28 protein-coding genes are annotated in these 24,848 nt (G+C 44.9%); 4 read left to right on the top strand and 24 right to left on the bottom strand.

Annotated elements, in window-relative coordinates; all coding sequences use genetic code 11:
- Window positions 1–2: 2 nt before the first annotated feature.
- The gene (locus CTT30_RS01595; protein ID WP_239835079.1) at window positions 3–1,415 is read right to left on the bottom strand and encodes a replicative DNA helicase; all 1,413 of its coding nucleotides are present in this window, start codon (window positions 1,413–1,415) and stop codon (window positions 3–5) included.
- 174 nt (window positions 1,416–1,589) lie between these two features.
- On the opposite strand from CTT30_RS01595, the gene CTT30_RS01590 reads away from it, so the two are divergent.
- Window positions 1,590–2,354, top strand: coding sequence for a DUF481 domain-containing protein (locus tag CTT30_RS01590; protein ID WP_252035867.1), 765 nt, complete (start codon window positions 1,590–1,592; stop codon window positions 2,352–2,354).
- A 73-nt stretch (window positions 2,355–2,427) separates the two neighbouring features.
- Here CTT30_RS01590 and rplI read toward each other — a convergent pair whose 3' ends face one another.
- The 14 genes from rplI to fkpA form a co-directional block, all read right to left on the bottom strand.
- Window positions 2,428–2,880, bottom strand: a complete 453-nt coding sequence (rplI, locus tag CTT30_RS01585) for a 50S ribosomal protein L9 (RefSeq protein ID WP_239835077.1) — start codon at window positions 2,878–2,880, stop codon at window positions 2,428–2,430.
- Between the two features lie 32 nt (window positions 2,881–2,912).
- On the bottom strand, window positions 2,913–3,140 hold the full coding sequence (gene rpsR / locus CTT30_RS01580; protein WP_000090472.1) for a 30S ribosomal protein S18: 228 nt from the start codon (window positions 3,138–3,140) through the stop codon (window positions 2,913–2,915).
- A gap of 103 nt (window positions 3,141–3,243) precedes the next feature.
- Window positions 3,244–3,624 (bottom strand): 30S ribosomal protein S6, encoded by a 381-nt coding sequence (gene rpsF / locus CTT30_RS01575; protein WP_004747103.1) that lies wholly within the window; start codon window positions 3,622–3,624, stop codon window positions 3,244–3,246.
- Window positions 3,625–3,832: 208 nt separating this feature from the next.
- On the bottom strand, window positions 3,833–4,315 hold the full coding sequence (bfr, locus tag CTT30_RS01570) for a bacterioferritin (RefSeq protein WP_239871423.1): 483 nt from the start codon (window positions 4,313–4,315) through the stop codon (window positions 3,833–3,835).
- 75 nt (window positions 4,316–4,390) lie between these two features.
- Window positions 4,391–4,579, bottom strand: a complete 189-nt coding sequence (locus tag CTT30_RS01565; RefSeq protein WP_239835075.1) for a (2Fe-2S)-binding protein — start codon at window positions 4,577–4,579, stop codon at window positions 4,391–4,393.
- A 343-nt stretch (window positions 4,580–4,922) separates the two neighbouring features.
- Window positions 4,923–6,107, bottom strand: coding sequence for an elongation factor Tu (tuf, locus tag CTT30_RS01560; RefSeq protein WP_252035866.1), 1,185 nt, complete (start codon window positions 6,105–6,107; stop codon window positions 4,923–4,925).
- Window positions 6,108–6,261: 154 nt separating this feature from the next.
- The gene (gene fusA / locus CTT30_RS01555; RefSeq protein ID WP_006957064.1) at window positions 6,262–8,361 is read right to left on the bottom strand and encodes an elongation factor G; all 2,100 of its coding nucleotides are present in this window, start codon (window positions 8,359–8,361) and stop codon (window positions 6,262–6,264) included.
- Between the two features lie 156 nt (window positions 8,362–8,517).
- Window positions 8,518–8,988, bottom strand: a complete 471-nt coding sequence (rpsG, locus tag CTT30_RS01550; RefSeq protein ID WP_006957063.1) for a 30S ribosomal protein S7 — start codon at window positions 8,986–8,988, stop codon at window positions 8,518–8,520.
- A gap of 97 nt (window positions 8,989–9,085) precedes the next feature.
- The gene (gene rpsL / locus CTT30_RS01545; RefSeq protein WP_004399892.1) at window positions 9,086–9,460 is read right to left on the bottom strand and encodes a 30S ribosomal protein S12; all 375 of its coding nucleotides are present in this window, start codon (window positions 9,458–9,460) and stop codon (window positions 9,086–9,088) included.
- Between the two features lie 188 nt (window positions 9,461–9,648).
- Window positions 9,649–9,924: a sulfurtransferase complex subunit TusB gene (gene tusB, locus CTT30_RS01540; protein ID WP_239866821.1), complete on the bottom strand. Its 276-nt coding sequence runs from the start codon at window positions 9,922–9,924 to the stop codon at window positions 9,649–9,651.
- 7 nt (window positions 9,925–9,931) lie between these two features.
- Window positions 9,932–10,288, bottom strand: a complete 357-nt coding sequence (gene tusC / locus CTT30_RS01535; protein WP_239866824.1) for a sulfurtransferase complex subunit TusC — start codon at window positions 10,286–10,288, stop codon at window positions 9,932–9,934.
- Entirely contained in the window at window positions 10,285–10,680 is a 396-nt protein-coding gene (gene tusD, locus CTT30_RS01530) for a sulfurtransferase complex subunit TusD (RefSeq protein WP_239876757.1), read from the bottom strand. The genes tusC and tusD overlap by 4 nt, the downstream gene beginning before the upstream one ends.
- Window positions 10,677–11,399 (bottom strand): helix-turn-helix transcriptional regulator, encoded by a 723-nt coding sequence (locus CTT30_RS01525; protein ID WP_019275011.1) that lies wholly within the window; start codon window positions 11,397–11,399, stop codon window positions 10,677–10,679. The genes tusD and CTT30_RS01525 overlap by 4 nt, the downstream gene beginning before the upstream one ends.
- A gap of 183 nt (window positions 11,400–11,582) precedes the next feature.
- Entirely contained in the window at window positions 11,583–12,377 is a 795-nt protein-coding gene (gene fkpA / locus CTT30_RS01520) for an FKBP-type peptidyl-prolyl cis-trans isomerase (RefSeq protein ID WP_252035865.1), read from the bottom strand.
- A gap of 138 nt (window positions 12,378–12,515) precedes the next feature.
- Here fkpA and CTT30_RS01515 point away from each other — a divergent pair, with 138 nt between their 5' ends.
- Both CTT30_RS01515 and CTT30_RS01510 read left to right on the top strand, forming a co-directional pair.
- The gene (locus CTT30_RS01515; protein ID WP_239838073.1) at window positions 12,516–13,496 is read left to right on the top strand and encodes a WD40 repeat domain-containing protein; all 981 of its coding nucleotides are present in this window, start codon (window positions 12,516–12,518) and stop codon (window positions 13,494–13,496) included.
- A gap of 2 nt (window positions 13,497–13,498) precedes the next feature.
- The gene (locus CTT30_RS01510) at window positions 13,499–13,726 is read left to right on the top strand and encodes a SlyX family protein (protein ID WP_239838072.1); all 228 of its coding nucleotides are present in this window, start codon (window positions 13,499–13,501) and stop codon (window positions 13,724–13,726) included.
- Here the strand turns inward: CTT30_RS01510 and CTT30_RS01505 are convergent.
- From CTT30_RS01505 to tsaE, 9 genes are all read right to left on the bottom strand, one after another.
- On the bottom strand, window positions 13,723–13,908 hold the full coding sequence (locus CTT30_RS01505) for a DUF2065 domain-containing protein (protein WP_239876759.1): 186 nt from the start codon (window positions 13,906–13,908) through the stop codon (window positions 13,723–13,725). The genes CTT30_RS01510 and CTT30_RS01505 overlap by 4 nt on opposite strands.
- A gap of 62 nt (window positions 13,909–13,970) precedes the next feature.
- Window positions 13,971–14,951 (bottom strand): protease modulator HflC, encoded by a 981-nt coding sequence (gene hflC / locus CTT30_RS01500; protein ID WP_239838071.1) that lies wholly within the window; start codon window positions 14,949–14,951, stop codon window positions 13,971–13,973.
- Between the two features lie 2 nt (window positions 14,952–14,953).
- Window positions 14,954–16,147: an FtsH protease activity modulator HflK gene (hflK, locus tag CTT30_RS01495; protein WP_239838070.1), complete on the bottom strand. Its 1,194-nt coding sequence runs from the start codon at window positions 16,145–16,147 to the stop codon at window positions 14,954–14,956.
- Window positions 16,148–16,192: 45 nt separating this feature from the next.
- Window positions 16,193–17,482 carry a ribosome rescue GTPase HflX gene (gene hflX / locus CTT30_RS01490; protein WP_239866832.1) on the bottom strand — a complete coding sequence of 430 codons (1,290 nt, stop codon included), beginning with the start codon at window positions 17,480–17,482 and terminating at the stop codon, window positions 16,193–16,195.
- A 44-nt stretch (window positions 17,483–17,526) separates the two neighbouring features.
- Window positions 17,527–17,793, bottom strand: coding sequence for an RNA chaperone Hfq (hfq, locus tag CTT30_RS01485; protein ID WP_006957051.1), 267 nt, complete (start codon window positions 17,791–17,793; stop codon window positions 17,527–17,529).
- A gap of 188 nt (window positions 17,794–17,981) precedes the next feature.
- A complete protein-coding gene (gene miaA / locus CTT30_RS01480; protein ID WP_239866834.1) occupies window positions 17,982–18,929 on the bottom strand; it encodes a tRNA (adenosine(37)-N6)-dimethylallyltransferase MiaA in 948 nt (315 codons plus the stop codon).
- Window positions 18,926–20,896, bottom strand: coding sequence for a DNA mismatch repair endonuclease MutL (gene mutL / locus CTT30_RS01475; RefSeq protein WP_252035864.1), 1,971 nt, complete (start codon window positions 20,894–20,896; stop codon window positions 18,926–18,928). Before mutL ends, miaA begins: the two co-directional genes overlap by 4 nt.
- 8 nt (window positions 20,897–20,904) lie before the next feature.
- Window positions 20,905–22,626: a LysM peptidoglycan-binding domain-containing protein gene (locus CTT30_RS01470; RefSeq protein ID WP_252035863.1), complete on the bottom strand. Its 1,722-nt coding sequence runs from the start codon at window positions 22,624–22,626 to the stop codon at window positions 20,905–20,907.
- A complete protein-coding gene (gene tsaE, locus CTT30_RS01465) occupies window positions 22,623–23,084 on the bottom strand; it encodes a tRNA (adenosine(37)-N6)-threonylcarbamoyltransferase complex ATPase subunit type 1 TsaE (protein ID WP_239838065.1) in 462 nt (153 codons plus the stop codon). Before tsaE ends, CTT30_RS01470 begins: the two co-directional genes overlap by 4 nt.
- A 200-nt stretch (window positions 23,085–23,284) precedes the next feature.
- Here tsaE and queG point away from each other — a divergent pair, with 200 nt between their 5' ends.
- Complete coding sequence (queG, locus tag CTT30_RS01460; RefSeq protein ID WP_239876763.1) at window positions 23,285–24,397, top strand: tRNA epoxyqueuosine(34) reductase QueG; 1,113 nt, start codon at window positions 23,285–23,287, stop codon at window positions 24,395–24,397.
- Window positions 24,398–24,848: the final 451 nt, after the last annotated feature.

Here is a 24,848-nt window from a genome sequence, read left to right as displayed (position 1 = left end):
TGTTACTCTTCATCCACATCAAACGCCGGACCAGCGTAATTATCAAAGCGTGACCATTGGCCTTGGAAGGTCAGACGAACCGAACCAATCGGGCCATTACGCTGCTTACCAATAATGATTTCCGCTGTACCTTTCATCGGACTGTCAGGGTTATAGACTTCGTCACGGTAGATAAACATGATCAAGTCGGCATCCTGCTCGATAGAGCCCGACTCACGCAAGTCAGAGTTTACTGGCCGTTTGTCTGCACGCTGCTCCAAGGAGCGGTTTAACTGCGATAGTGCGACAACAGGCACATTCAATTCTTTGGCTAGAGCCTTCAGAGAGCGAGAAATTTCGGCAATTTCTAACGTTCGATTTTCGGTTAGTGAAGGTACACGCATGAGCTGCAGGTAATCGACCATGATCATGGAAAGACCACCATGATCACGAGCTATACGGCGTGCACGAGAGCGAACTTCAGTGGGAGTCAAACCCGAACTGTCATCGATGAAGATGTTTTTCTTCTCCATCAGCAAACCCATAGTCGATGAAATGCGCGCCCAATCCTCATCATCTAATTGGCCCGTTCGTATCTTGGTTTGATCCACGCGAGACAGTGACGCAAGAGAACGCATCATCAACTGTTCAGACGGCATCTCTAATGAGAAGACTAACACGGGTTTATCATGTGCCATCGCCGCATTCTCAACCAAGTTCATCGCAAAAGTAGTTTTACCCATCGATGGACGAGCTGCCACTATCACCAAGTCTGATCCTTGCAGGCCGGCCGTTTTCTTATTCAAATCGGTAAAGCCTGTCGTCACGCCTGTCACGCCATCTTGCGGTGACTTGTACAGCATTTCGATACGTTCAAGCGTTTTTTCAAGAATATTATCGACGTTTTGTGGACCTTCGCTTTCGTTGGTGCGCGACTCAGCAATGGCAAACACCTTACTCTCTGCCATATCAAGCAGATCTTCCGATGTTCTCCCTTGAGGATCATAGCCCGCATCCGCAATTTCATTGGCAACGCCAATCAAATCACGGGTCAAAGCTCGCTCAGCAACAATATCTGCATAAGCATTAATGTTGGCCGCGCTCGGCGTATTCTTAACAAGGTCCGCAAGGTAAGCAAAGCCACCAACATCATCAAGCTGCTCACGCAGCTCAAGAAACTCCGACAAGGTGATAAGGTCAAGAGGCTGGCTGTCTTCTAAAATGGCTTGTGATGCTTCGAATATCAGACGGTGTGGTCGGCTATAAAAGTCCTTCGCCACCACACGTTCTGCGACAGTATCCCAGCGCTCGTTATCCAGAAGTAAACCACCAATGACGGACTGCTCAGCTTCCAACGAATGCGGAGGAACCTTGATAGCATCAACTTGGGCGTCTACTGGTTTCTGATTACGATTGTCTGTTCTCTGATCTGCCATGTTTTTGCTCAACAACTTACTTATGACCGCCCATTATAGCCAGAATGAGCGGGATGTCTGTAATAAACAAGGGGTTTGAAAGCAACTCATGTAGAATTAACTTAGAACTGACGAAATTAGAGTGAATAGCCTCTACTATTCCTCACAATTTTCCCATTATTAAAGAGGTTGTGAGTGGCGAAACTTTGGCTCTTAAGTGCAGGCCTGCTGTGCTGTTCCGTAGCCTATGCGGATGAGGCGGTACAAAGTCAAACGGATATTGAGATACCCTCCCCTTGGGATACCGAAGTTGAATTCGGTTATCAAGCACACACCGGAAACTCAGATTCGCGCTCTCTCAATTCTCGACTCAGTGCCGAGTATCTTTCTGGCCGTTACCGAACCAGTGGTGAATGGAAATATTATCTTCTATACAAAGATGGTGAGGAGGATAGACGTCAATCCACATATACAGCTCAGAGTGACTATAAACTAGGCCCTAAAACTTACCTATACGGTAGCTTCAAGGGCGTTGACTCTCGCTATAGTGCCTACTTTAAAGACTACACACTCTCAGGCGGTTTGGGTTATCAATTTTCCAATACCGATGTGTTTGTCCTTGAGCTGGAACTAGGTCCAGGTTTTCGTTATCAGGAACCCAATACCGATGAAATTGGCGACAACGACATTGTGTTTGAAGAGATCGTTCAAGAGGCGATTTTTCGAGGCAAGGTCAACTCAAGCTGGCAAGTTGTGAAAAATTTGAATGTGTCAGCGGGGCTGACATTAGTTGCAGGTGACAGTAATCTCAGAGCCGATACGGATGTTAACGTCACCAATAACATCACCGATGACATTGCACTCAAGCTGGCTTATACACGCCAATACCATGACCGTGTACCAGAGGGGCTGAAAAAAGCAGACAGCATCTTTTCTGTCAACTTGCTGTTCTTATTCTAATCTTACTTTCTAAATGCCAGACGTAAAAAAAGCACCTCTAAGAGGTGCTTTTAAAATACATCTTGATACTGAATTACTCAGCAGCAACAACTTGTAGGTTAACTGTCGCGAAAACTTCAGAGTGAAGTTGAACGCTGATCTCGAACTCACCAGTGTTACGTAGTGCGCCTTCTGGAAGACGAACTTCGCTTTTAGCCACTTCAACGCCAGCTGCAGTGATTGCATCAGCGATGTCGCGAGTACCGATAGAACCGAATAGTTTACCTTCGTCACCCGCTTTAGAAGCGATAACAACTGCTTCAAGAGCGTTAACTTTCTCAGCACGCGCTTCTGCAGCTGCTAGTTGCTCAGCAACTTTAGCTTCTAGTTCAGCACGACGAGCTTCGAACATTTCAACGTTAGCTTTAGTTGCCATCACTGCCTTAGCCTGAGGGATAAGGAAGTTACGAGCGTAACCAGATTTAACGTTTACAGTGTCACCAAGACCACCTAGGTTACCGATTTTATCAAGTAGAATAACTTGCATTGCTTAATCCTCTTTCTTAATAAAACGACCGATTACTGATGCTTGTCAGTGTACGGTAGTAGAGCTAGGTAGCGAGAACGCTTGATAGCGCGAGCTAGTTGACGTTGATACTTAGCGCTTGTACCAGTGATACGGCTAGGAACAATTTTACCAGCTTCTGTGATGTAGTTTTTAAGAGTTGCTACGTCTTTGTAATCAATCTCTTGTACGCCTTCTGCAGTGAAACGGCAGAATTTACGACGACGGAAGAAACGAGCCATGGGCTATCTCCTGATCTTAAATTTAAAAAAGTTGTCTGCCTAAATAAACACATTCGAGTAAACCCGTGAGTTATCTAGACTGAGTACTAATTCTGAGTAGTAATTACTCAGCAGCTGCTTCTGGCTTAGCTTCAGCACGCTCTTCGCGACGAGGAGCACGCTCTTCTTTCTGCTTAAGCATGATAGATTGCTCAGTGATAGCCGCTTTAGTACGCATGATCATGTTACGTAGAACTGCATCGTTGAAACGGAAAGCAGTTTCTAGCTCATCGATTACAGCTTGGTCAGCTTCAACGTTCATTAGAACGTAGTGAGCTTTGTGAAGCTTGTTGATTGGGTAAGCCAGTTGACGACGACCCCAGTCTTCTAGACGGTGGATAGTACCGCCAGCTTCAGTGATAGAACCAGTGTAACGCTCGATCATGCCAGCAACTTGCTCGCTTTGATCAGGGTGCACCATGAATACGATTTCGTAATGACGCATTGGTTGCTCCTTACGGATTATTCAGCTTCCACAATTGGCCCGGTCGTCCAGAGGAAGCAAGGAACTAAAGATAATTGACCGAGTTTTAAGGAGCACGAATAGTACAGAATGAATGCAATTTAAGCAAGAAAAATGTGATACAAGTGGTGGTAAGCTGGTAGGAATAGAGCAGCGTATCGCACGCTGCCCAGAGTTGTTCTAATTCTGACTAGTCACCATCTTCATCAACATATTGAGCCTGCAAGTAATTTTGGATACCTGTCATGTCAATTAAACCAAGTTGCGTTTCAAGCCAGTCTACGTGTTCTTCTTCATCTTCCAATATATCTTGAAACAGATCTCTGGATACATAATCGTGTGTGTCTTCTGCGTAAGCGATGGCAGCTTTTAAATCAGGTATCGCAGCCATTTCTAACTTAAGGTCGCACTCCAGCATCTCTTTGGTATCTTCGCCGATCATGAGCTTGCCTAGATCTTGCAAGTTAGGGACGCCTTCAAGAAACAAAATACGTTCAATTAAATGATCCGCATGTTTCATTTCATCAATGGATTCGTGATATTCCTTATCCGCTAGATGCTTTAAGCCCCAGTCTTTATACATTCGTGCATGAAGGAAATATTGATTAATGGCAACTAGTTCATTGCCAAGGATTTTATTGAGATGTTGAATAATGATTGGATCGCCTTTCATGACAAAAACCTCCTCTTTGGCTCCAATTAAACTGTAGAACCAATTGAGAAGGTGTCAAAAAGCCACGAGACGGTTTCAACTCGCTTTTTGGTACTGTACTACACCTGTTTCATTAAGGATTTCCTTCGCCATCTTGACACATTTGCCACATTGGCTACCAAGCGCGGTACATTTCTTTATGCCTCTGATATCAGTGATGCCTTCTTCTAAAGCTAACTTTTTGATTTTCTTATCAGAAATTCCATGACACAAACAAACGTACATAAATGAAAACCCGTAATACAACCTAGGAGAAAAATATAAACAATAATTGTTCTTATTACCAGTTACGATTTTGGAGATATTAAGACTGATTTGTTATATCAAAAATGGCAAAGAAGCGGCTCTAAACACTTACGCATTTAACCACAAAAATAGTAATGAAATCAGTTTTGATAACTGTTTGTTTTAAAGGATAAAGAAAAGAGGAATTGGTGAGTAAGTGAAGTTATCGGACAATTTTTTTTATAACCAAAAATCAAAAAAGAGAAGCCGAAGCTTCTCTTTTTCTAGATGCGCTTTCTTCATAAATGAAGAAAAGTGCAAGATTTCAATTAATTCCTAAGAATTAGTCGAAGATCTTAGCAACAACACCAGCACCTACTGTACGGCCACCTTCACGGATCGCGAAACGAAGACCTTCGTCCATTGCGATTGGTGCGATTAGCTCTACAGTCATCTTGATGTTATCGCCTGGCATTACCATTTCTACGCCTTCTGGTAGCTCGATGTTACCAGTTACGTCAGTTGTACGGAAGTAGAACTGTGGACGGTAGCCTTTGAAGAACGGAGTATGACGGCCGCCTTCGTCTTTAGAAAGTACGTATACTTCTGACTCAAACTTAGTGTGTGGGTTGATTGACTTAGGAGCCGCTAGTACTTGACCACGCTCTACTTCGTCACGCTTAGTACCACGTAGAAGTGCACCAACGTTCTCACCCGCACGACCTTCGTCTAGAAGCTTACGGAACATCTCAACACCAGTACAAGTAGTTGTTGTAGTCTCTTTAATACCTACGATTTCTACTTCGTCACCTACTGTTAGGATACCACGCTCGATACGACCAGTTACTACTGTACCACGACCTTGGATTGAGAATACGTCTTCGATCGGCATTAGGAATGGCTGATCGATTGCACGCTCTGGCTCTGGGATGTAGCTGTCTAGTGCTTCTGCTAGTTCAACGATTTTCGCTTCCCACTGCTCTTCGCCGTTTAGGGCACCTAGTGCAGAACCTTGGATAACTGGTAGGTCATCACCTGGGAAATCGTACTCAGATAGAAGTTCACGAACTTCCATTTCTACTAGCTCTAGAAGCTCTTCATCGTCAACCATGTCACATTTGTTCATGAATACGATGATGTATGGGATACCAACCTGACGGCCTAGTAGGATGTGCTCACGAGTTTGTGGCATTGGGCCATCAGTCGCAGCAACAACTAGGATACCACCGTCCATTTGCGCAGCACCAGTGATCATGTTTTTAACATAGTCAGCGTGTCCTGGGCAGTCTACGTGTGCGTAGTGACGAGTTGGAGTGTCGTACTCAACGTGAGAAGTTGCGATTGTGATACCGCGCTCACGCTCTTCTGGAGCGTTATCGATTGATGCGAAGTCTTTCGCTTCACCGCCGTACACTTTAGCAAGAGTTGTACAGATTGCAGCAGTTAGAGTTGTTTTACCGTGGTCAACGTGGCCGATAGTACCAACGTTAACGTGCGGTTTAGTACGTTCAAATTTTTCTTTAGACACGATCGTGTTCCTTCCTAGTTATGATTCGCCGCGAACATTATTGATCACGACGCGCCAGAATTTGCTATTTTATGCGCCAACGTCCGTCAGCGCAATATTTGGACGTATTGATCTTTAAAAAAGTCTTGCTATTTTTAAAGGTTAATACGATTTATTAGTAACCACGGTCTGCAATGATTTTATCTGCAAAGTTTTTCGGTACTTCAGCGTACTCGTTAAACTCCATAGAATAAGACGCACGGCCTTGAGTTGCAGAACGTAGATCAGTTGCGTAACCAAACATCTCAGATAGTGGCACTTGAGCGCGGATGATCTTAATACCAGCCACACCATCGTCCATACCTTCGATCATGCCGCGACGGCGGTTTAGATCACCAACAACGTCCCCCATCCAATCTTCAGGCGTAGTTACTTCAACATTCATCATTGGCTCAAGAAGTACAGGCTGTGCTTCTAATGAACCCTTCTTGAATGCCATCGAGCCAGCGATCTTAAACGCCATCTCGTTAGAGTCAACATCGTGGTAAGAACCATCAAACAGTGTTGCTTTAATGTCTAGAACTGGGTAACCCGCTAGAACACCACTGTTCATTTGCTCTTCGATACCTTTCGCTACCGAACTGATGTATTCCTTAGGAACAACACCACCCACAATTTCGTCAACAAAGACAAAACCTTCACCAGGTTCAGATGGCTCCAGTTTGATCCATACGTGACCATACTGACCACGACCACCAGATTGACGTACAAATTTACCTTCAACTTCCGCGTTACCACGAATCGTCTCTCGGTAAGCAACCTGAGGTTTACCAACATTACAGTCAACGCTGAATTCACGTTTCATACGGTCAACGATGATATCTAGGTGAAGCTCACCCATACCAGAGATCAGTGTCTGACCTGTTTCGTCATCCGTTTCTACGCGGAAAGACGGATCTTCTGCGGCTAGTTTACCTAGCGCAATAGCCATCTTTTCTTGATCGGCAACAGAGCGAGGCTCTACCGCGATCTGAATTACTGGGTCAGGGAACTCCATGCGCTCCAGAATCACCTTGTGGTTCTGGTCACACAGTGTGTCACCTGTTGTCACGTCTTTCAGGCCAATTGCCGCTGCAATATCACCTGCGCGAACTTCTTTAATTTCATCACGCTTGTTTGAGTGCATCTGTACGATACGACCAAAGCGTTCTTTTTTCTGTTTAACAGAGTTGTAAACCGCATCGCCAGAGTTGACCACACCAGAGTAAACACGCATAAAGGTTAGCGTACCTACAAACGGGTCCGTCGCGATTTTGAATGCGAGAGCTGAGAACGGTTCGTTGTCGTCTGCATGACGCTCAACTTCGTTGTCGTTGTCATCAACACCTTTGATCGCTGGAACGTCAATTGGCGATGGTAAGAATTCGACTACTGCATCGAGTACTGCTTGAACACCTTTGTTCTTAAACGCACTACCACAAGTGGCCAGTACGATTTCATTGTTTAGTGTACGAGTACGTAATGCTTGCTTGATTTCAGCTTCCGTTAGTTCGCCTTCTTCAAGATACTTATCCATTAGCTCTTCGCTAGCTTCTGCCGCTGACTCAACTAGGTTGTTGTGCCACTCTTCAGCAAGCTCAAGCATGTCCGCTGGAATATCTTCGTAAGTGAAAGTTGTACCTTGGTCAGCTTCACTCCAGTTGATCATCTTCATCTTGATTAGGTCAATCACACCCTTGAAGTCTTCTTCCGCACCAACATTAAGTTGGATAGGAACAGGGTTTGCACCAAGACGGTTTTTGATTTGATCAACAACGCGTAGGAAGTCAGCACCTGCACGGTCCATCTTGTTAACAAATACCATGCGAGGAACGTGGTATTTGTCAGCTTGACGCCATACAGTTTCAGATTGAGGTTCAACACCCGATGAACCACAGAACACTACAACTGCACCATCAAGTACGCGTAGTGAACGCTCTACTTCGATAGTGAAATCTACGTGTCCAGGAGTATCGATAATGTTGATGCGGTGGTCCTGGAATTGAGCTTCCATACCACGCCAGAAAGTGGTCGTAGCCGCAGAGGTGATCGTGATACCACGCTCTTGCTCTTGCTCCATCCAGTCCATGGTAGCAGCACCGTCGTGAACCTCACCGATTTTATGAGAAAGACCAGTGTAGAAAAGAATGCGTTCACTTGTGGTTGTTTTACCTGCGTCTACGTGAGCGACGATACCAATATTGCGGTAACGCTCAATAGGTGTTTTACGAGCCACGATTGAATCCTCTTGAATTAGGGACTATTGCTATTTCTAGTTGCATCTTAGCCTGCTCATGGCAATTTTCACGTGCCCTAGATATAGCAATAGTTCCTAAGCTTACGCATAGGAACTAGAGTTGCGCCGCGAGGGTTCTCGCGGCACTGAAAGGTATTACCAGCGGTAATGAGCGAATGCTTTGTTCGCTTCTGCCATACGGTGAACGTCTTCACGTTTCTTAACAGCAGTACCTTTGTTCTCAGACGCATCTAGCATTTCAGCAGCTAGGCGTTGAGCCATAGATTTTTCACCACGCTTACGCGCAGCTTCAACTACCCAACGCATAGCAAGTGCGTTACGGCGAACCGGACGTACTTCTACAGGTACTTGGTAAGTTGAACCACCCACGCGACGAGATTTAACCTCTACCGCAGGGCGAACATTTTCAAGAGCTTCTTCAAATACAGCTAAGTGATCTTTACCAGATTTCTCAGCCATTGCATCTAGTGCAGTGTAAACAATTTTCTCTGCAGTAGATTTTTTACCGTCAACCATAAGGATGTTAACGAATTTTGCCAGCAGTTCAGATTTGAACTTTGGATCTGGAAGGATCTTACGCTGACCGATGACGCGACGACGTGGCATGGATTTTCTCCGTTGTCTTCTTCAGGTTATCCAAAACTTTTCAGTTTCTTCAAAAATTAAAAATAATTTAGTGTTTGGCCTTACTTAACGGATACCATTAAGATTTTGGACGCTTAACACCGTACTTAGAACGACCTTGTTTACGGTCGTTAACGCCAGCACAGTCTAGTGCGCCGCGAACTGTGTGGTAACGTACACCCGGAAGGTCTTTTACACGACCGCCACGGATTAGAACAACTGAGTGCTCTTGAAGGTTGTGACCTTCACCACCGATGTACGAAGTCACTTCGAAGCCGTTCGTTAGACGAACACGACATACTTTACGAAGTGCTGAGTTAGGTTTTTTAGGTGTAGTAGTGTAAACACGAGTACATACACCACGTTTTTGTGGACACGCTTCTAGTGCAGGCACGTTGCTTTTAACAACTTGCTTTGCACGAGGCTTACGTACCAACTGGTTAATAGTTGCCATTAACTAGCTCCTGATTTACTTGAAAGTAAGCTTTGTGAAAAATCTATCCCTAATCACCAATGGCAATTAGGGACGCAAAATTCTATGCAGCAGTGAGAGGTGTGTCAAGAAATATACGGATCTTTTTTGTTCAACTCAAACCTTCATACCGTAAATGTTCTTCCACACCGATTGAAAAGAGGATAAGGCTAATCCCAAGTCAGAGAAGTTTCCTGTGCCACAGTAAGATCAACAAACCCATCATAGCCGATAACCTCAACTGAAGGGCTGACGCGATTAAGGATGCCACGCGCTTCTAAATCACTGCGAAGTGCTGCGATATTGAAGCCTTTTACCATGGGGTATGACCTGTGTTGAGGGTTGAGTGCATAAACGGCATTTTCAATAAACAGTAAGGTGTCGCTCTCTTTAGATACTTTTCTCACCTCTTCTACAGCCGCTACGGATTTGACGATGTGTAACATAAGACCTCTAGAATGAAAGTATTTTTCTCGCACTATGTATCTGCGTTTTGAGCTCATCGTCGTCGAGCAATTGAGCATCAATAATCAAATCCGCTTGCGCCAGACCACGCTCAGCCAGAGATTGCGCGCATACATACACTTGCTCTATATCGTAAAGATCGAACAGCTTCAACATAGGTGAATAATCTTTACTCAGGATGTCACTGGTTTGCTGACCGGCAATCAACTGATAAACACCATCCCCTATAAACAGTACGCTAATATCTTCACAATATGCGGATGCGGCTAATAAAGCATCAACACCTTCACGTCCAGATGCACTTCCATGCGGAGCGCTACGAAATAAGTAGGTTAACTGACTCAAAACTGTACAACCCTATCTTGTGTCAGCATGGCTTCCGCCAAACTACCTAAGCCCGCTTGATGGAAGCCATCGGCCAAATTACTTTGGATTAAGTTGTGCTGATTGGATTCATCCTGACTGACAATCCCACGGCGCAGCGCTGCCGCCACACACGTTTCTAACCGCACATTATGCTCTGTAGCTAGAGCTTGCCACGCCTTCACCAAATCAAACTCATCATTAGCAGGGACGCTGAGTGCTGTGCCATTGGTCACGCCATCTTGGTAAAAGAATACACTGACCAATTGATGCCCTTTAGTAATCAGGCTGCGTGCAAATTGATAAGCCGTTCTAGCCGACTGACTACCATATACCGGCCCATTGACGACTAAGGTATAGCTCAATGCACTCAACTTTCGTCGTCCTCAGTTTTACGCTGACGAATATAAAGATAGACGGTGTGCTTAGAGATATTTAAACGATCTGCGACACGGTTTATTGCATCTTTAATATCAAAAATCCCTTTGTCGTACAGCTCCATCACAATCTGACGATTTTTGGTATTGTTTGATACTGACTTATCCGCATTGATCTCTTCAATTGTGCGTTCAACCGTCTGATCAACCAGTTCTTCGACATCGCTGGCAAAATTCACTGACGATGCCGCTTGCTTAGCTTCTTCTGTTGGCATGAAAGATTGCAGTACCTGAGAAAAAGGCGCGTCAAGATTAACGTTGATACATAGCAGGCCGATCACTCGGTTCTCACCATTACGGATCGCAACCGTAATCGACTTCATCAACACGCCACCTTTCGCACGAGTAAAATATGAGCGGGAGAAATTACGCTCAGAGCCTTCGATATCTCGCAGCATTTTCAACGCTAGATCAGTGATGGGTGAGCCAACCTGACGGCCCGTATTTTCACCATTGGCAATTTTAATGGCTGACGTATTGAGATCTTCCAAAGAATGCAGAACGATTTCACAAAAAGGGCCAATAAGACTGGCGATACCGTCCACAACGGCTTCATACGATCTGAGAATAATTTTATCGTGCTCGCTAAATGGCATCACATTGACAGATTCCATTTCGAGCAACATATCCGTGTTAACTGTGTCTGTAGTTGTCACTTTTTAAGCCTTCGAGCGAAAAATCAACAAATTGGTGTAAGTTTATCAGAAATTTTGAATTGAACATCTAGCAATGCCACCATCTAGTGATTTAGAACAAACTATTCACGCGATACAGCGCCAAAAAATGAAAAAAGGCCTGATTTTCATCAGACCTTTGGGTTTATTTCAGAGGGAAGTGGCTTATTGAACCGCTTGCTCACCTTCACCGTTATCGATTTTCAGTAATTCAACTTCGAAGACCAGTGTCGAGTTAGCAGGAATACTAGGCGTGTCTTGCTCACCATATGCTAGCTCTGGCGGAATAACGAACTTGAATTTAGAGCCAACAGGCATCAGCTGCACACCTTCCGTCCAACCTGAAATCACACGATTCAGTGGGAAAGTCGCAGGTTCACCACGGTCGTATGAACTATCAAACTGAGTACCGTCGATTAAAGTGCCTTTATAATGGACTTGTACAGTATCAGTATCTTTAGGCTGGTCGCCTTCGGCAGGAGTCATGACTTGATACAGTAGGCCAGATTCTGTCTTCTTCACGCCTTCTTGCTTTTCAAAGTCAGCACGGAAGTCATCGCCTGCTTTCTTCGCTTCAGCTGCTTTTTCTGCCGCTTGCTTTTGCATTGTTTCAGCAACACGCTTATCTAGCGATTCAAGGGCTGCGCGTGTTTCTTCTTCATTTAGCTCAGGGCTACCCGCAAACACATGTTCAATGCCTTTCAGTACAAGGTCTTTATCTAGATTGATACCAATCTCGTTTGGCTTATCTAGACTAGTGTTTAGATAGTTTGCGAATGATACGCCAATTGCGTAAGCCGCTTTTTCATCGTCGGTTTTAAAGTGAACCGTTTTACCGGCTTCTGCTTGCACTTGTTCTGCTGCTGGTGCAGCCTCTGTTTTAGCTTCTTCTTCTTTCTGACAGCCAACCGCCAACATTACTGTTGCTGCAAGCAGTGACACCTTAAAAATAGATTTCATTGAATTCTCCAATTAATGGCTAACCATTTGTCTTTGCGCACAAATCTTTAATTTCGACTGGTGCTTATAAGCATGTTGTACCACTATAACCAATATGCGTTTTAATTAAACGTTAACTAAAGCGGATCTTTGTATTTAATGCGAACTATTTTTCATACTCTATTACTTACGTTTGTCATCACAACGTTAAATGGTTGCTTTTTCTCCACGCAAGATGATCAACGTTGGGTTATAGAGCCCCTAGGAACAACTAGCTTCGCCTTAAGCCGAGATGCCCGCTTTGCCCTATTGTACTCCAAAGAGCATCAACTAGTACTGTGGGATCTCTATGAAAGCCAGCAGCTTGCCTCATTAGGTGAACAAGATCCTCAAGCGAGTACCGTTTCTCGAATCCGTATCTCAGATAATGGCCGATTTGCCGTCACCGCAACACAAATAAACTTTGCTGTTTGGGACTTGGCTTGGACCCAAGCTCAAGGGCTATGGTCGATATCTGACGGACTGATTCGTGACGTTGATATTGCTAGTAACGGCGAACAAGTACTGCTTGGTTTATCGAATGGCAAAGCCATTTACGTCAACTTAGTCACCGGAAGACGACTAGAGTTCCTTGCCCACAATGAAAAAGTCAATTCCGTGGCACTTTCACCCAATGGTCGTTTTGCGTTATCTGGTGGCAATGATTACACCGCCTACTTATGGGATACCCGTACAGGTCAGATTCTCAAAAGCTTCGAACACGAGCAACGAATTAATCGCGTTGCCTTACAAAGAGATGGTCTTTATGCCTTTACGTCCGATGGTGGAAACCAAGCAATTATTTGGAACCTACGTACTGGGGAGAAATTATCGCAGCTGCGAAGCTTTTCGCGTCAATTGATCTTTTCTACAGCCCGCTTTTCAGATGATGGCCAATACTTAGTGACAGGAACACCTTCAAGCCGAATTATGGTCTGGGAAACCAATACGGGCAAACGTGTCGATGGATTTGAAGCTGAGCCGTTAAAAGATACTCGCCCTCCACGCGCAGTGGTGTATGATGCAGCCTTTGACAACCAGAATCGAGTAATATCGGGCACATCCGCAGGAATAGCCCAAGCTTGGAATGTGGACGACTAATCATGACCGAAAAGCGTGTAGCAGAACTAGAAAACCGTATCAATGACATGGAGTGCCAATTGGCGTTTCAAGAACAAACCATTGATTCACTTAACGATGCATTGAGCCAACAACAGTTGCTGATCACAAAAATGCAAGATCAGATGAAGTACGTAGTGGGTAAAGTCAAGAATATGGACACTTCAAATATGGCCGATCCATCCGAAGAAACTCCACCACCTCATTACTAACTGAACACGTAAGCAATAACAGCGCCTGCAACCACTAGACACCCACCAATACGCCTCAATTGATTGTTCGGCTGTTCACTCAATTGCGCAACCATGTTTCGCCAACCATTCGGGGCAATTAAAGGCCCGATTCCTTCAACAATTAACACCAGACCAAGCGCCATCCAAAGTGAGTTTGACATCATGATTCCCTCGAAAAAAGAAAGGCTCCGTGAAGGAGCCTTTGCTATTTGTAAATTTGATCTTATTTTGCCGGAGCGCCCGCTGAGTTGTTCATGTACTGGAAGAACTCACTCTTAGGATCTAACACCAAAATATCACTCTTCTCACTGAATGATTCTTCGTACGCTTTTAGTGAACGTAGGAAACTGTAAAACTCAGGAGCTTTGTTATACGCTTCAGAATAAACCTTCGCAGCTTCTGCATCCGCCGCACCTCGTGTCACACGAGCTGTTTTGTCTGCTTCAGCCAAAATGGTCGCCACTTCAAGTTCAGCTTGAGCGCGAATAATTTCAGCTTGCTCACGACCTTGAGAACGGAATTGCCTTGCAACCGACTCACGTTCAGCTCTCATACGATCGTATATTGACTTACTAATGCTGTCCGGAAGGTTAATTTTCTTCATGCGGAAGTCGAAGACATGAATACCTAAGTCTTCCATGGCATCTTTACGCGTATCATTCAGTACATTTTTCATAATGATATCGCGCTCACCATCAACTTCTAAGGCCTCTTTTGCTGCTTTAGTCGTTACAACTTCACTATCAGCACTATCCGGTAAGACATCATCATTGCGCGGGCCAGAAACAATCTGCTTAATTTCACGCGAACCAATTTCAGAACGAAGTACATCGGTCACTTTACGACTCAAAAGAGCTTGTGCCGTTGATGAATTACCGCCACCGGTTGCAAGATAATACTGACCGAAATCTTCGATACGCCATTTCACGTAGGAATCAATGATTACGTCTTTTTTCTCGGACGTAACGAAACGATCCGAACGGCCATCCATAGTTTGGATACGTGCATCTAATGTTCTTACACGATCAAACAATGGCATCTTGAAATGTAAGCCCGGTTCATAAATTCGTGCAATCTCATTGTTGTCTTTCAACACACGACCGAAGCGAATGACGATACCGCGCTCACCTTCAGGGATGACAAATAGCGACATCAGCATCAAAACCAGTGCGACGACTAGTACAGGGATCATTAACTTACGCATTCTTAATATCTCCCTTGACGTGAACCCGTTGAACGAGATTGTGAATCTGAGGTTGTCTCTGTGCGTTGAGGCTCCAGTTCGATTTGATCATACGAAGAAGATTTCGATTTACGATTAGTTTGTGCTTTACCTTCTTGACCTGCCAGCTTATCGATCGGCAAGTATAGAAGGTTACCACTCGACTCTGAGTCAATCAGGACTTTAGAAGTATTGGAGTAGACTTGCTCCATAGTATCTAAGTACAGACGATTACGGGTAACCTCAGGAGCTGCTTGATATTCTGGTAGCAGTTTTTCGAACTGAGCGACTTCACCTAAGGCGGCATTCGTGACTCGCTCACTATAACCCTGCGCTTCTTTTAGAAGTCGCTCTGCACGACCTTTCGCTTTAGGGATAATATCGTTTTGATATGCTTCCGCTTCACGCTTAAATCGCTGTGCGTCTTCTCGAGATGCCGTGGCATCATCGAAAGCAGCTTTAACCTCTTCCGGTGGACGAGCATCTTCAAAGTTAACTGCGACCACTTCGATACCCATATCATAGCTAGCGACAATATCTTCGAGTGTTGTCTGCGTGTTTTGACGAATCGACAAACGACCACTGGTCAAAATGCTATCCATCAGAGAGTCACCAATCACTGCTCGAAGCGCAGAGTCGGTCGCTTGGCGTAAGCTGTCATCAGCGTTGGTCACGCGGAATAGGTATTTATACGGGTCAGCAACACGGTACTGAACATCCATAGCAACGGTCACAACATTTTCATCTTTCGTCAACATAAGACCAGATGAACGTAGCGAGCGAATTGCCTGTACGTTAACAGGGGTTACTTCATCAATGAAGCGAGGACGCCAGTTCAGACCAGGATCGACGATGCGATCGTATTTACCCAGTCGTAGAACGACACCACGCTCAGCTTCACCGATGGTGTAAAAGCCAGCGAAGAACCAGATTGCTATCGCGATTACTGCAATGACACCAAAACCTAGTGCACCGCCGCCACCACCGATAGAAGATCCTTTGCCTCCTTTTCCACCACCAAACTTTCCACCCAGTTTCTGACTCAGTTTATTAAATACTTCGTCTAAGTCTGGCGGTCCTTGATCACGGCCACCTTTGTTACCACGATTATTACTCCCCCAAGGGTCGTTATCGCGGCCATTGTTGCCGTTGTTATTACCAGGCTCATTCCACGCCATTAGAAAGCTCCATCATTTGATATGACGTTATACTGTAGCAGTCATTTAAGTAACTATAAAGTCACGTAAAACTGCCCCTTCTCTTTTTTCAAGTCTAGACCAATCCACTTGCTGCATGCGAACATCAATCAACAAGTTACCATCCTGATCATACTCTTCTCGTTGAATACATTTCATTTGGAAGAATGTACTACGAATACGCCCCTGATGTTGTGGCGGAATTCGCAATTGATACTGAACCATTTGACTGGCTAAACGCTCAGTCAGGGCTTCAAATAGCAGTTCAATACCAATGCCTTCCATTGCCGAAACCCAAACGGCACGAGGAATGCCTTCTTCGTCCCTTTCAATACGAGGTTTCTGATCTTCGAGATTGTCAATTTTGTTCATCACTAGAAGAGCCGGCACCTCATGGGCATCAATCTCTTCAAGCACTTCATGAACAGCCTGAATATTCTCACGAAAACGCTCATCACTGGCATCGACAACATGTAACAAAATGTCAGCTTCCTGCGTTTCTTGCAGGGTTGCTTTGAAAGCAGCAACCAGATCATGGGGTAAATGTCGGATGAATCCAACCGTGTCAGCTAAAATGGCTGTACCCACATCCGCAAGCTCAATCTTTCTCAACGTTGGATCCAAAGTGGCAAACAGCTGGTCAGCTGCATATACGCCCGCTTCAGTAATGCGGTTAAACATGGTGGATTTACCCGCGTTGGTATAACCAACCAGAGAAATCGTTGGGATTTCCGCTCGATTTCTGGCTCGGCGACCTTGTTCACGCTGTTTCGCCACCTTTTCCAAGCGTCGCAAAATAGCCTTTATACGATCACGCAATAAACGTCGGTCAGTTTCTAGCTGAGTTTCACCTGGACCACGTAAACCAATACCACCTTTTTGTCGTTCAAGGTGCGTCCAACCACGAATAAGTCGAGTAGAAATATGACGAAGTTGAGCAAGCTCAACTTGTAATTTACCTTCATGTGTTCGGGCGCGTTGGGCAAAAATATCTAAGATAAGACCGGTGCGATCAAGCACTCGACATTTACACAACGATTCTAGGTTACGTTCTTGGGCAGGAGAGAGGGCGTGATTGAATATCACTATATCAGCGCCAGCAAGTTGCACCGCTTGGGCAATTTCCTGAGCTTTACCCTCTCCGACATAGTATTTAGGGTGTGGTGACTGGCGACTGCCGGTTACAACTTGTAACGATGAGACTCCAGCCGAAGATACCAGCATTTCAAATTCACTGAGATCTTCCCACTCCCCTTCTTGCGTGAAGTTGATATGAACAAGTACGGCTCGCTCACCGGCTTCATAACGGTCAAACAAGCAATCAACTCCTTAAAATAATACTAATTTTCTTTTTCAGAGAATTAATCTTCTGATTTCTCTTGCTGACGCTCGCCGCCCTGAGGACGCTCACCGCTGTGGTGGCTTACTGGACGAGCAGGAACAACTGTCGAGATAGCATGTTTATATACCATCTGATTTACTGTATTTTTCAGCAAGATCACAAATTGATCGAAAGATTCAATCTGACCTTGAAGTTTAATTCCATTTACTAGGTAGATTGATACTGGGATACGTTCACGACGTAATGCATTTAAGAATGGGTCTTGAAGAGATTGCCCCTTAGCCATTTTATTTTCCTTATTTTGTAATTTTGTTCTAGTTATTTAGCTAGTGGTGCACTGAAAAAACTAGGTGCGCCTTTGCATCTGAGCTAAACGAATAAAAAACACCCTGTCGTTACCTGTTATGACGGCTTTGCTAGCAAATTTCAAGTAACAGATCCTTTACAGAGCACATTCACGCAAAAGCGATCACATTATACACGGCTAAAACCTTCAGACGCTATGGCATTTGATACGGTTTCTAGAGCCTGTTCTATGTTTTCGCTATCTAACCAAGTTAAATCATCCCAGCTGCGCAACCAGGTGATTTGTCGCTTGGCCAACTGGCGGGTCGCACAGATACCTTTAAAAATGGCATCTTCAAGTGTGCAATTCCCATCCAAATAGTCCCACATTTGCCGATAACCGACACAACGAATAGAAGGAAGATCAGCGTGAAGATCGTCTCGGGCGTACAGCCCTCGCATCTCCTGTTCAAACCCTGCTTCTATCATTTTGTCGAATCTCAACTCAATTCGGCGGTGGAGTTCTGCCCTTTCCTTGGGAGCTATCGCGAACTGTTTCACTCTAAACGGCAGGCTTTCACCTTTCGTTTGAGTTAGTTCAGTAAGAGTTTTACCTGAAATTCGATAAACTTCCAATGCCCTAGACAATCTTTGTGGATCATTTCGGTGGATTCGTTCAGCGGAAACAGGATCGATCTCTTTGAGTTGATCGTGCAGTACGTCCCAGCCATGAGTCAATGCTTCCTGCTCAATTTGCTGGCGTATTTCAGAGTTTGCAGCCGGAAGAGGTGATAAACCTTCCAGTAGTGCTTTGTAGTAGAGCATGGTGCCCCCTACCAGCAATGGAATTTTTCCTTGCTCAACAATGTGATGCATTTCATTTAATGCATCACGACGAAAGTCGGCTGCCGAGTATGCTTCACTTGGGTCAAGAATATCAATCAGTCGATGTGGAGCCTGTGCTTGCTCTTGTTCATCTGGCTTCGCGGTGCCTATATCCATCCCTTTGTAAATCAAAGCAGAATCAACAGAAATAATCTCTACTGGATATTTTCTCCGCAAGCGGATAGCTAGGTCGGTTTTGCCAGAGGCGGTTGGCCCCATTAAAAAAAGAGCCAAAGGTAGTTCATTATTCATAACTTCATCGCTGCAATCGTTGCAGAAAAATCAACAGGGTACACAAAGCTGCGGTCATCCAAAGGGAGGTTACCTTGCCACAACTGCTCTATCTCAGCGATGACTTGTATCGCCTCCGACAAAGTGTAGTCGTTTTTTACCTGTGTGACGTGGTTCGTTAGCCAATCAGAGAGCTGCAATTTCTGCCCACTCTCTGACGTCAAAGCGGCGTAAGATAACAGATCTGGTATCAATTGTTGCAAGTTTTGCTGACGAAGTGGTTGAGGTACCCCCATCACCATCAACGCAGATGCATGACGACTTTTCAGCTCGATACCAAACTGGAGTAATGCTTCTTGGTGAATCTGAGCGGCTTCAATCTGCACTGTGCTGAGCTTCAATGACAAAGGGACCAACAGAGGCTGGCTTTTTAGTCCACCGCCAATGGTCGATAACTGCCCTTTAATACGCAACCATTCCGCTTTCGCCAGTGAAACTAATCTCGCCCCCTGTTTATCTCCCATCAGCACATATTGTCCTTGAGTCACACAAATCGCTTTGCCCAGCGCCTCAATGGATTGAGAAACCTGCTCGGATGTTAAACATGAACGAGCAACCTCCGCACCCAATTCGATGCTTGGACTGGTTTGAGGGAGATGAGGAGTTGTTAATAACTCCTTATATGCTTTGACTTCCTGCTTGCTTGGCGCAGGTTCTCCGTATCTTTCTTCGGATGCAACCTTAGGCTTAGAGGACGAGCGTGATTCAACCCAGTCACCTCTTGGAATCGATTCTCTCACCTGTTGAGCCTGACGTTTTTCTTGATAGTCTTGCTGCCCAGGATAAGCCGGAACTTTCTCTATTGCTTGATAGACAGCCTCAGGCACATCATGGCTGACAGAGTCAGCAGGTGCTGAACTTTCTGCCTGTGTGTGCGTATCCTTTTCCGTGTGGAAAGCGGATGCATTGATTTCAGGTTTATCAATGTGGGCACTTTGTACTAGAGCGTCACTGAGTGCCTGATAAATAAAATCGTGAACCAAGCGAGCTTGGTGAAAACGAACCTCGTGTTTTGCTGGGTGAACATTGACATCCACTTGGTGTGGGTCGATTTCAATAAATAACACATAAGTCGCAAACTGATCTGGCCGTAGACTGCTTTCATAGCTTTGACGAATTGCGTGATTGATCAATTTATCACGCATCATCCGCCCATTCACATAGCAATACTGCAGATCACTTTGTTGACGAGCACCTTCAGGTGTTGTGATCCAGCCATGTAACTTTAGCCCCTGATGTTCGAGTTCGATTTTCAACATATTACGCACGAACGGGTTACCACACACAGCTGCAATGCGTTTTTCTTCTTGGAGCTGAGTCTTCGCCGCTCGGTACTGTTTAATCACCTTGCCGTTGTGTCGCAAATTGATCGTGACATCAAACCGACTCAAGGCAATTCGCTTTAGCAGCTCATCGATATGAGTGAACTCAGTCTTTTCTGTGCGAAGAAATTTACGTCGTGCCGGCGTATTAAAAAACAAATCCAAGACTTCAACAGAGGTGCCAATAGGGTGTGCTGTGGGTTGCAACTTGACCGCCATCTCACGGCCTTCGCTGTAAGCAGACCAAGCTTGATCTTGTGTCGCTGGACGCGAAGTCAGAGTAAGACGAGAAACTGAACTAATACTGGCCAGCGCTTCACCGCGAAAGCCTAGGCTCATGATCGCTTCCAGATCGTCCAAAGTGTGGATCTTTGATGTGGCGTGACGACTCAGTGCTAGACCAAGTTCATCTTTAATGATCCCTTTACCGTTATCACGCACACGAATAAGCTTAGCACCACCTTTTTCGATATCAACATCAATTCGGGTCGCGCCAGAGTCTAAACTATTTTCAACCAGCTCTTTGACCACAGAAGCCGGCCTCTCAACCACTTCCCCTGCCGCAATTTGGTTAGCCAGCCGCGCTGGAAGAATCTTAATCGTCATACCAATAGCTACTTATTCGGAATCACCAAAACTTGCCCTATCGCCAATTCGTCTGAACGCAAGTTATTTGCCTTACGGATCGCACCAACACTGACATCGTATTGGCTGGCAATTTTGCCTAAGAACTCACCCCGCTTCACCTTATGCTTGCGCAGCGGCTGATCTTTCAAACTCACTGTAATGCGTAGCTTTTGGCCAAGTTTAAGTGTATCCGAGCGCAATTTATTTTCTCGTTTAATATGGGCAACTGAGACTTTATATCGCTCAGCAATCTTACCGAGATATTCCCCACTCTGAACCACGTGTGTGATGGTCTTAGTTTCCACAGGGTTCATCACTTTAGGTACCGGCACTGCGCCTTTGGAGCCAGGAATGGTCAATACCTGGCCAATCGCTAAACCAGAGCTTTTCAGATTATTGGACTGCATAATGGCCTTCGTCGTTGTACCGTACTTCTTAGCAATCACAGAAAGGGACTCACCTCGTTTCACTTTATGCTTGATCGTCTTCCCTCGGTTCGCAAACAAAGTCCCCTCAGGAGGGTTAGCTTCGAAGTATTCGACAATCGCTTTCGTCAACGCTCTGGCCAATTTATCTTGATGGCTACGCTGGAAGAGCAGTTTTTCTTCGGTTGGGTTCGTAATAAAACCGGTTTCAACAAGCACTGAAGGAATATCGGGAGACTTCAACACCGCGAGGCTTGCATTCACTGGCTGTTTTTTATGTAGCCTTATCCCCGCACGGCTCATCTGTTTTAGGATCTTTGTCGCCAGTTTATAGCCTTCTTTTTGTGAATGACTAAACTGCAAATCTAACAATGTCTGGCTGATATTTCTGTCTCTGGTGTTTTTCGAAAGAACTTCCCCCGCTCCGCCTAATAACTGAGACTGTTCTTCATGATTTTCTACCCAGCGTGCAATTTCTGAATTCGCACGGCGGGTATTCAGAACAAATACAGATCCCCCACGAGGTTGAGGGCTACGGAAACCATCAGCATGAATTGATACCAATAAGTGCGCTTTATTGCCACGTGCAATCTCGGAGCGTTTATTGAGATTGACAAAATAATCCCCGCGACGAGTCAAAACGGCCTTCATTCCTGGAACAGCATTAATCTGAGCAGCAATTTTCTTAGAAATCGCCAAAGTGGCGTGCTTTTCATACTTGCGACTTGGGCCAATAGAGCCCGGATCTTCACCACCATGACCAGCATCAATAGCGACCACAATGTCCGCAGTGCCTAATAACTGGGAAGCATCTCTATTCACTTGAGGTGAAGAGTTGGACGAAACCTTGGCGGAAGAGGTAGTGGAAGTGCCATGCGGCAGATCAATCACGAGTCGATGACCATACTGTCCACCAGGAGTGGGCGCTAACTTAAATAAGCGCGGTGCCACTTTACGCTTGAGTTCAAACACCAAACGATAAGTGCCCTTTTGTGGGGGTGAACTTTTACGTATTTTCTTCAATACAGGGCTATCCGACACATTGATCGGCAATTTGGTATTAAGCGAAGTTCGCGGTAGATCGACAACCAAACGTTCTGGGCTGCTAAGCGTAAAATAGCTGTATTCGGCTTCGGAAGCCAAGTCGATTACGACACGGGTTTCATCTGGAGAAGGCCAAACACGTATGCTTTCCAGAGCATTTGCCCACACGCGTATGGGCAAAAGAAACAGAACGAAAAGAAGAGAAACAGAGACAGCTCGAACAAATTTACTGATTATCATAACTCCAACTGCTCAAGTAATTTAGAACCATAACTATTATTGGCGGTGAGATCGACCACACGCGCTTCACCGTCATAGCGCAGTTCAATATCTAAATCAGCACAAGGTAGTAAACCTTGGCCTTTCTCTGGCCACTCAACTAAGCAGATAGCATCAGGAGTAAAGTAATCTCGGATTCCCATAAACTCGAGTTCTTCTGGGTCAGCTAAGCGATACAGATCAAAGTGATACACCTGCCATTGATCCAACTGGTACGGTTCTACCAATGTATAGGTTGGACTTTTTACATTGCCCTGATGACCCAGTGCACGTACAAACCCGCGACTGAACGTCGTTTTACCCGCACCCAAATCACCATGCAAATAGATGGTCGTTTGTTGAGAGCATAGGTTTGCCAAGACTGTCCCTAATTGAATCGTTGCGTGTTCATCTTTAAGGGCAAAATGTTTCGTGGTCATGAAGATCAATCTCTAGTGGGTGACTATATAAAAATCAAAAGAACAGGAATAGTAAACTGGGTTGGAATTGAGAGACAAGGTCTGTTGTGTAAGTAAAAGCCAAATTCCTGTAATTCTGCCAAGACTTCTTCGTTTTCGCGTCTAGATTCAACGAAAAAGATCCGTTAAGATCCGCTCCCCATTTCACCAGAGTCATTAGAATGAACTACCAAGAGCTCGCAAACAAGATCAAAGTTTGGGCAAAAGAGCTTGGCTTCCAAAAGGCCGGTATTTGCGATATTGACCTGAGTGAACATGAAGCTGCGTTACAAAAGTGGCTTGATGCTGGACACCACGGTGAAATGGACTGGATGGCTCGTCACGGTATGATGCGTGCGCGACCTGCTGAGCTGTTACCAGGAACAATACGCGTCATTAGTGTTCGTATGGACTACCTTCCCCCTGAAGCCTTGTTTGCAGCCAATCTAGCAGATCCTACCCAAGCTTATATTAGCCGCTATGCACTGGGTCGCGATTACCACAAGCTGGTACGTAATCAGTTAAAGAAACTTGGCAAAAAAATAGAACAGGAAGTGGGCCAGTTCGGCTACCGCCCTTTTGTCGATTCAGCGCCGATACTTGAACGTCCCTTAGCTCAAAAAGCAGGCCTAGGCTGGACGGGAAAACACTCTCTCATTCTAGATAAAGATTGTGGTTCATGGTTCTTCCTTGGCGAACTACTGATTGACCTGCCTTTGCCTGTTGATGACGTTCATCAGGGTGACTGTGGTAAATGCACCGCCTGCATGACTTCTTGCCCCACTCAGGCCATCATCGAGGATGGAGTGGTCGATGCTCGTCGTTGTATTTCTTATCTGACGATTGAGTTCGATGGTGTAATCCCAGAAGAGTTTCGTAAGCCGATGGGCAACCGTATTTACGGATGCGACGATTGCCAGTTGGTTTGCCCATGGAATCGGTTTTCTGATGTCACAGAGCAGGAAGACTTCCATCGTCGGCAAGCTCTAACTTCACCTGACCTCCTAGCTCTATTTGAATGGGATGAAGAAACCTTCCTCAACAATATGCAAGGCTCAGCCATTCGTAGAATCGGTTATATTCAATGGCTAAGAAATTTATCGATCGCCATGGGCAATGCGCCATATTCAGCTAATATTATTGAGGCACTCAAACAACGCTTAGGATTAAATGACCTATTAGATGAACATATTCGCTGGGCATTGGAGCAACAAATTGCTCAGGTTCCTAACTCTTCGACTAAGCTCAATAGGCTCATTCGAATTGTACAGAAAGGGCTTCCCAGAGATGCATAAACTTTGCCTAACTTTCTTCAGCAGAGTTTGATTTAGCTCTAAAAATGAAAATGTGGAAAAAACAAAGGGCGATTGCTTGTTTTCTTTCAGCTGAAGAAGTTAATCACATTAGCTATAAATGACTAAGATCAAAAAACAATCACTTAATGATCGAATGAGATTCTCTATAAGTTGTAGTGAATATTAATAATATTAAATAAATACAGTAACTTACAAAAAATATCCAACTAGAAAGAAGCTTTCATAAAACAAAAGATCATTTCTCAGCCACACTTATTTGTGAAAATAATCAGGTTACCCACCAACTTATCCACAATATAAATTTTGTGGATAACTCTGTTAATCTTTACAGCTAACCCTGACTCACCGAGGCTTGTCATCAAGATATAAATAAGCACATCTCGTACTGATTTGATTTTTAGACATAAAAATGCCCACCTATTCGGAGGAC

It is taken from the genome of Vibrio coralliilyticus, assembly GCF_024449095.1.
GTDB lineage: Bacteria > Pseudomonadota > Gammaproteobacteria > Enterobacterales > Vibrionaceae > Vibrio > Vibrio coralliilyticus_A.
The sequence above is the reverse complement of the archived record's forward strand: the minus strand, read 5'-3'. Positions and strand labels throughout refer to the sequence as shown.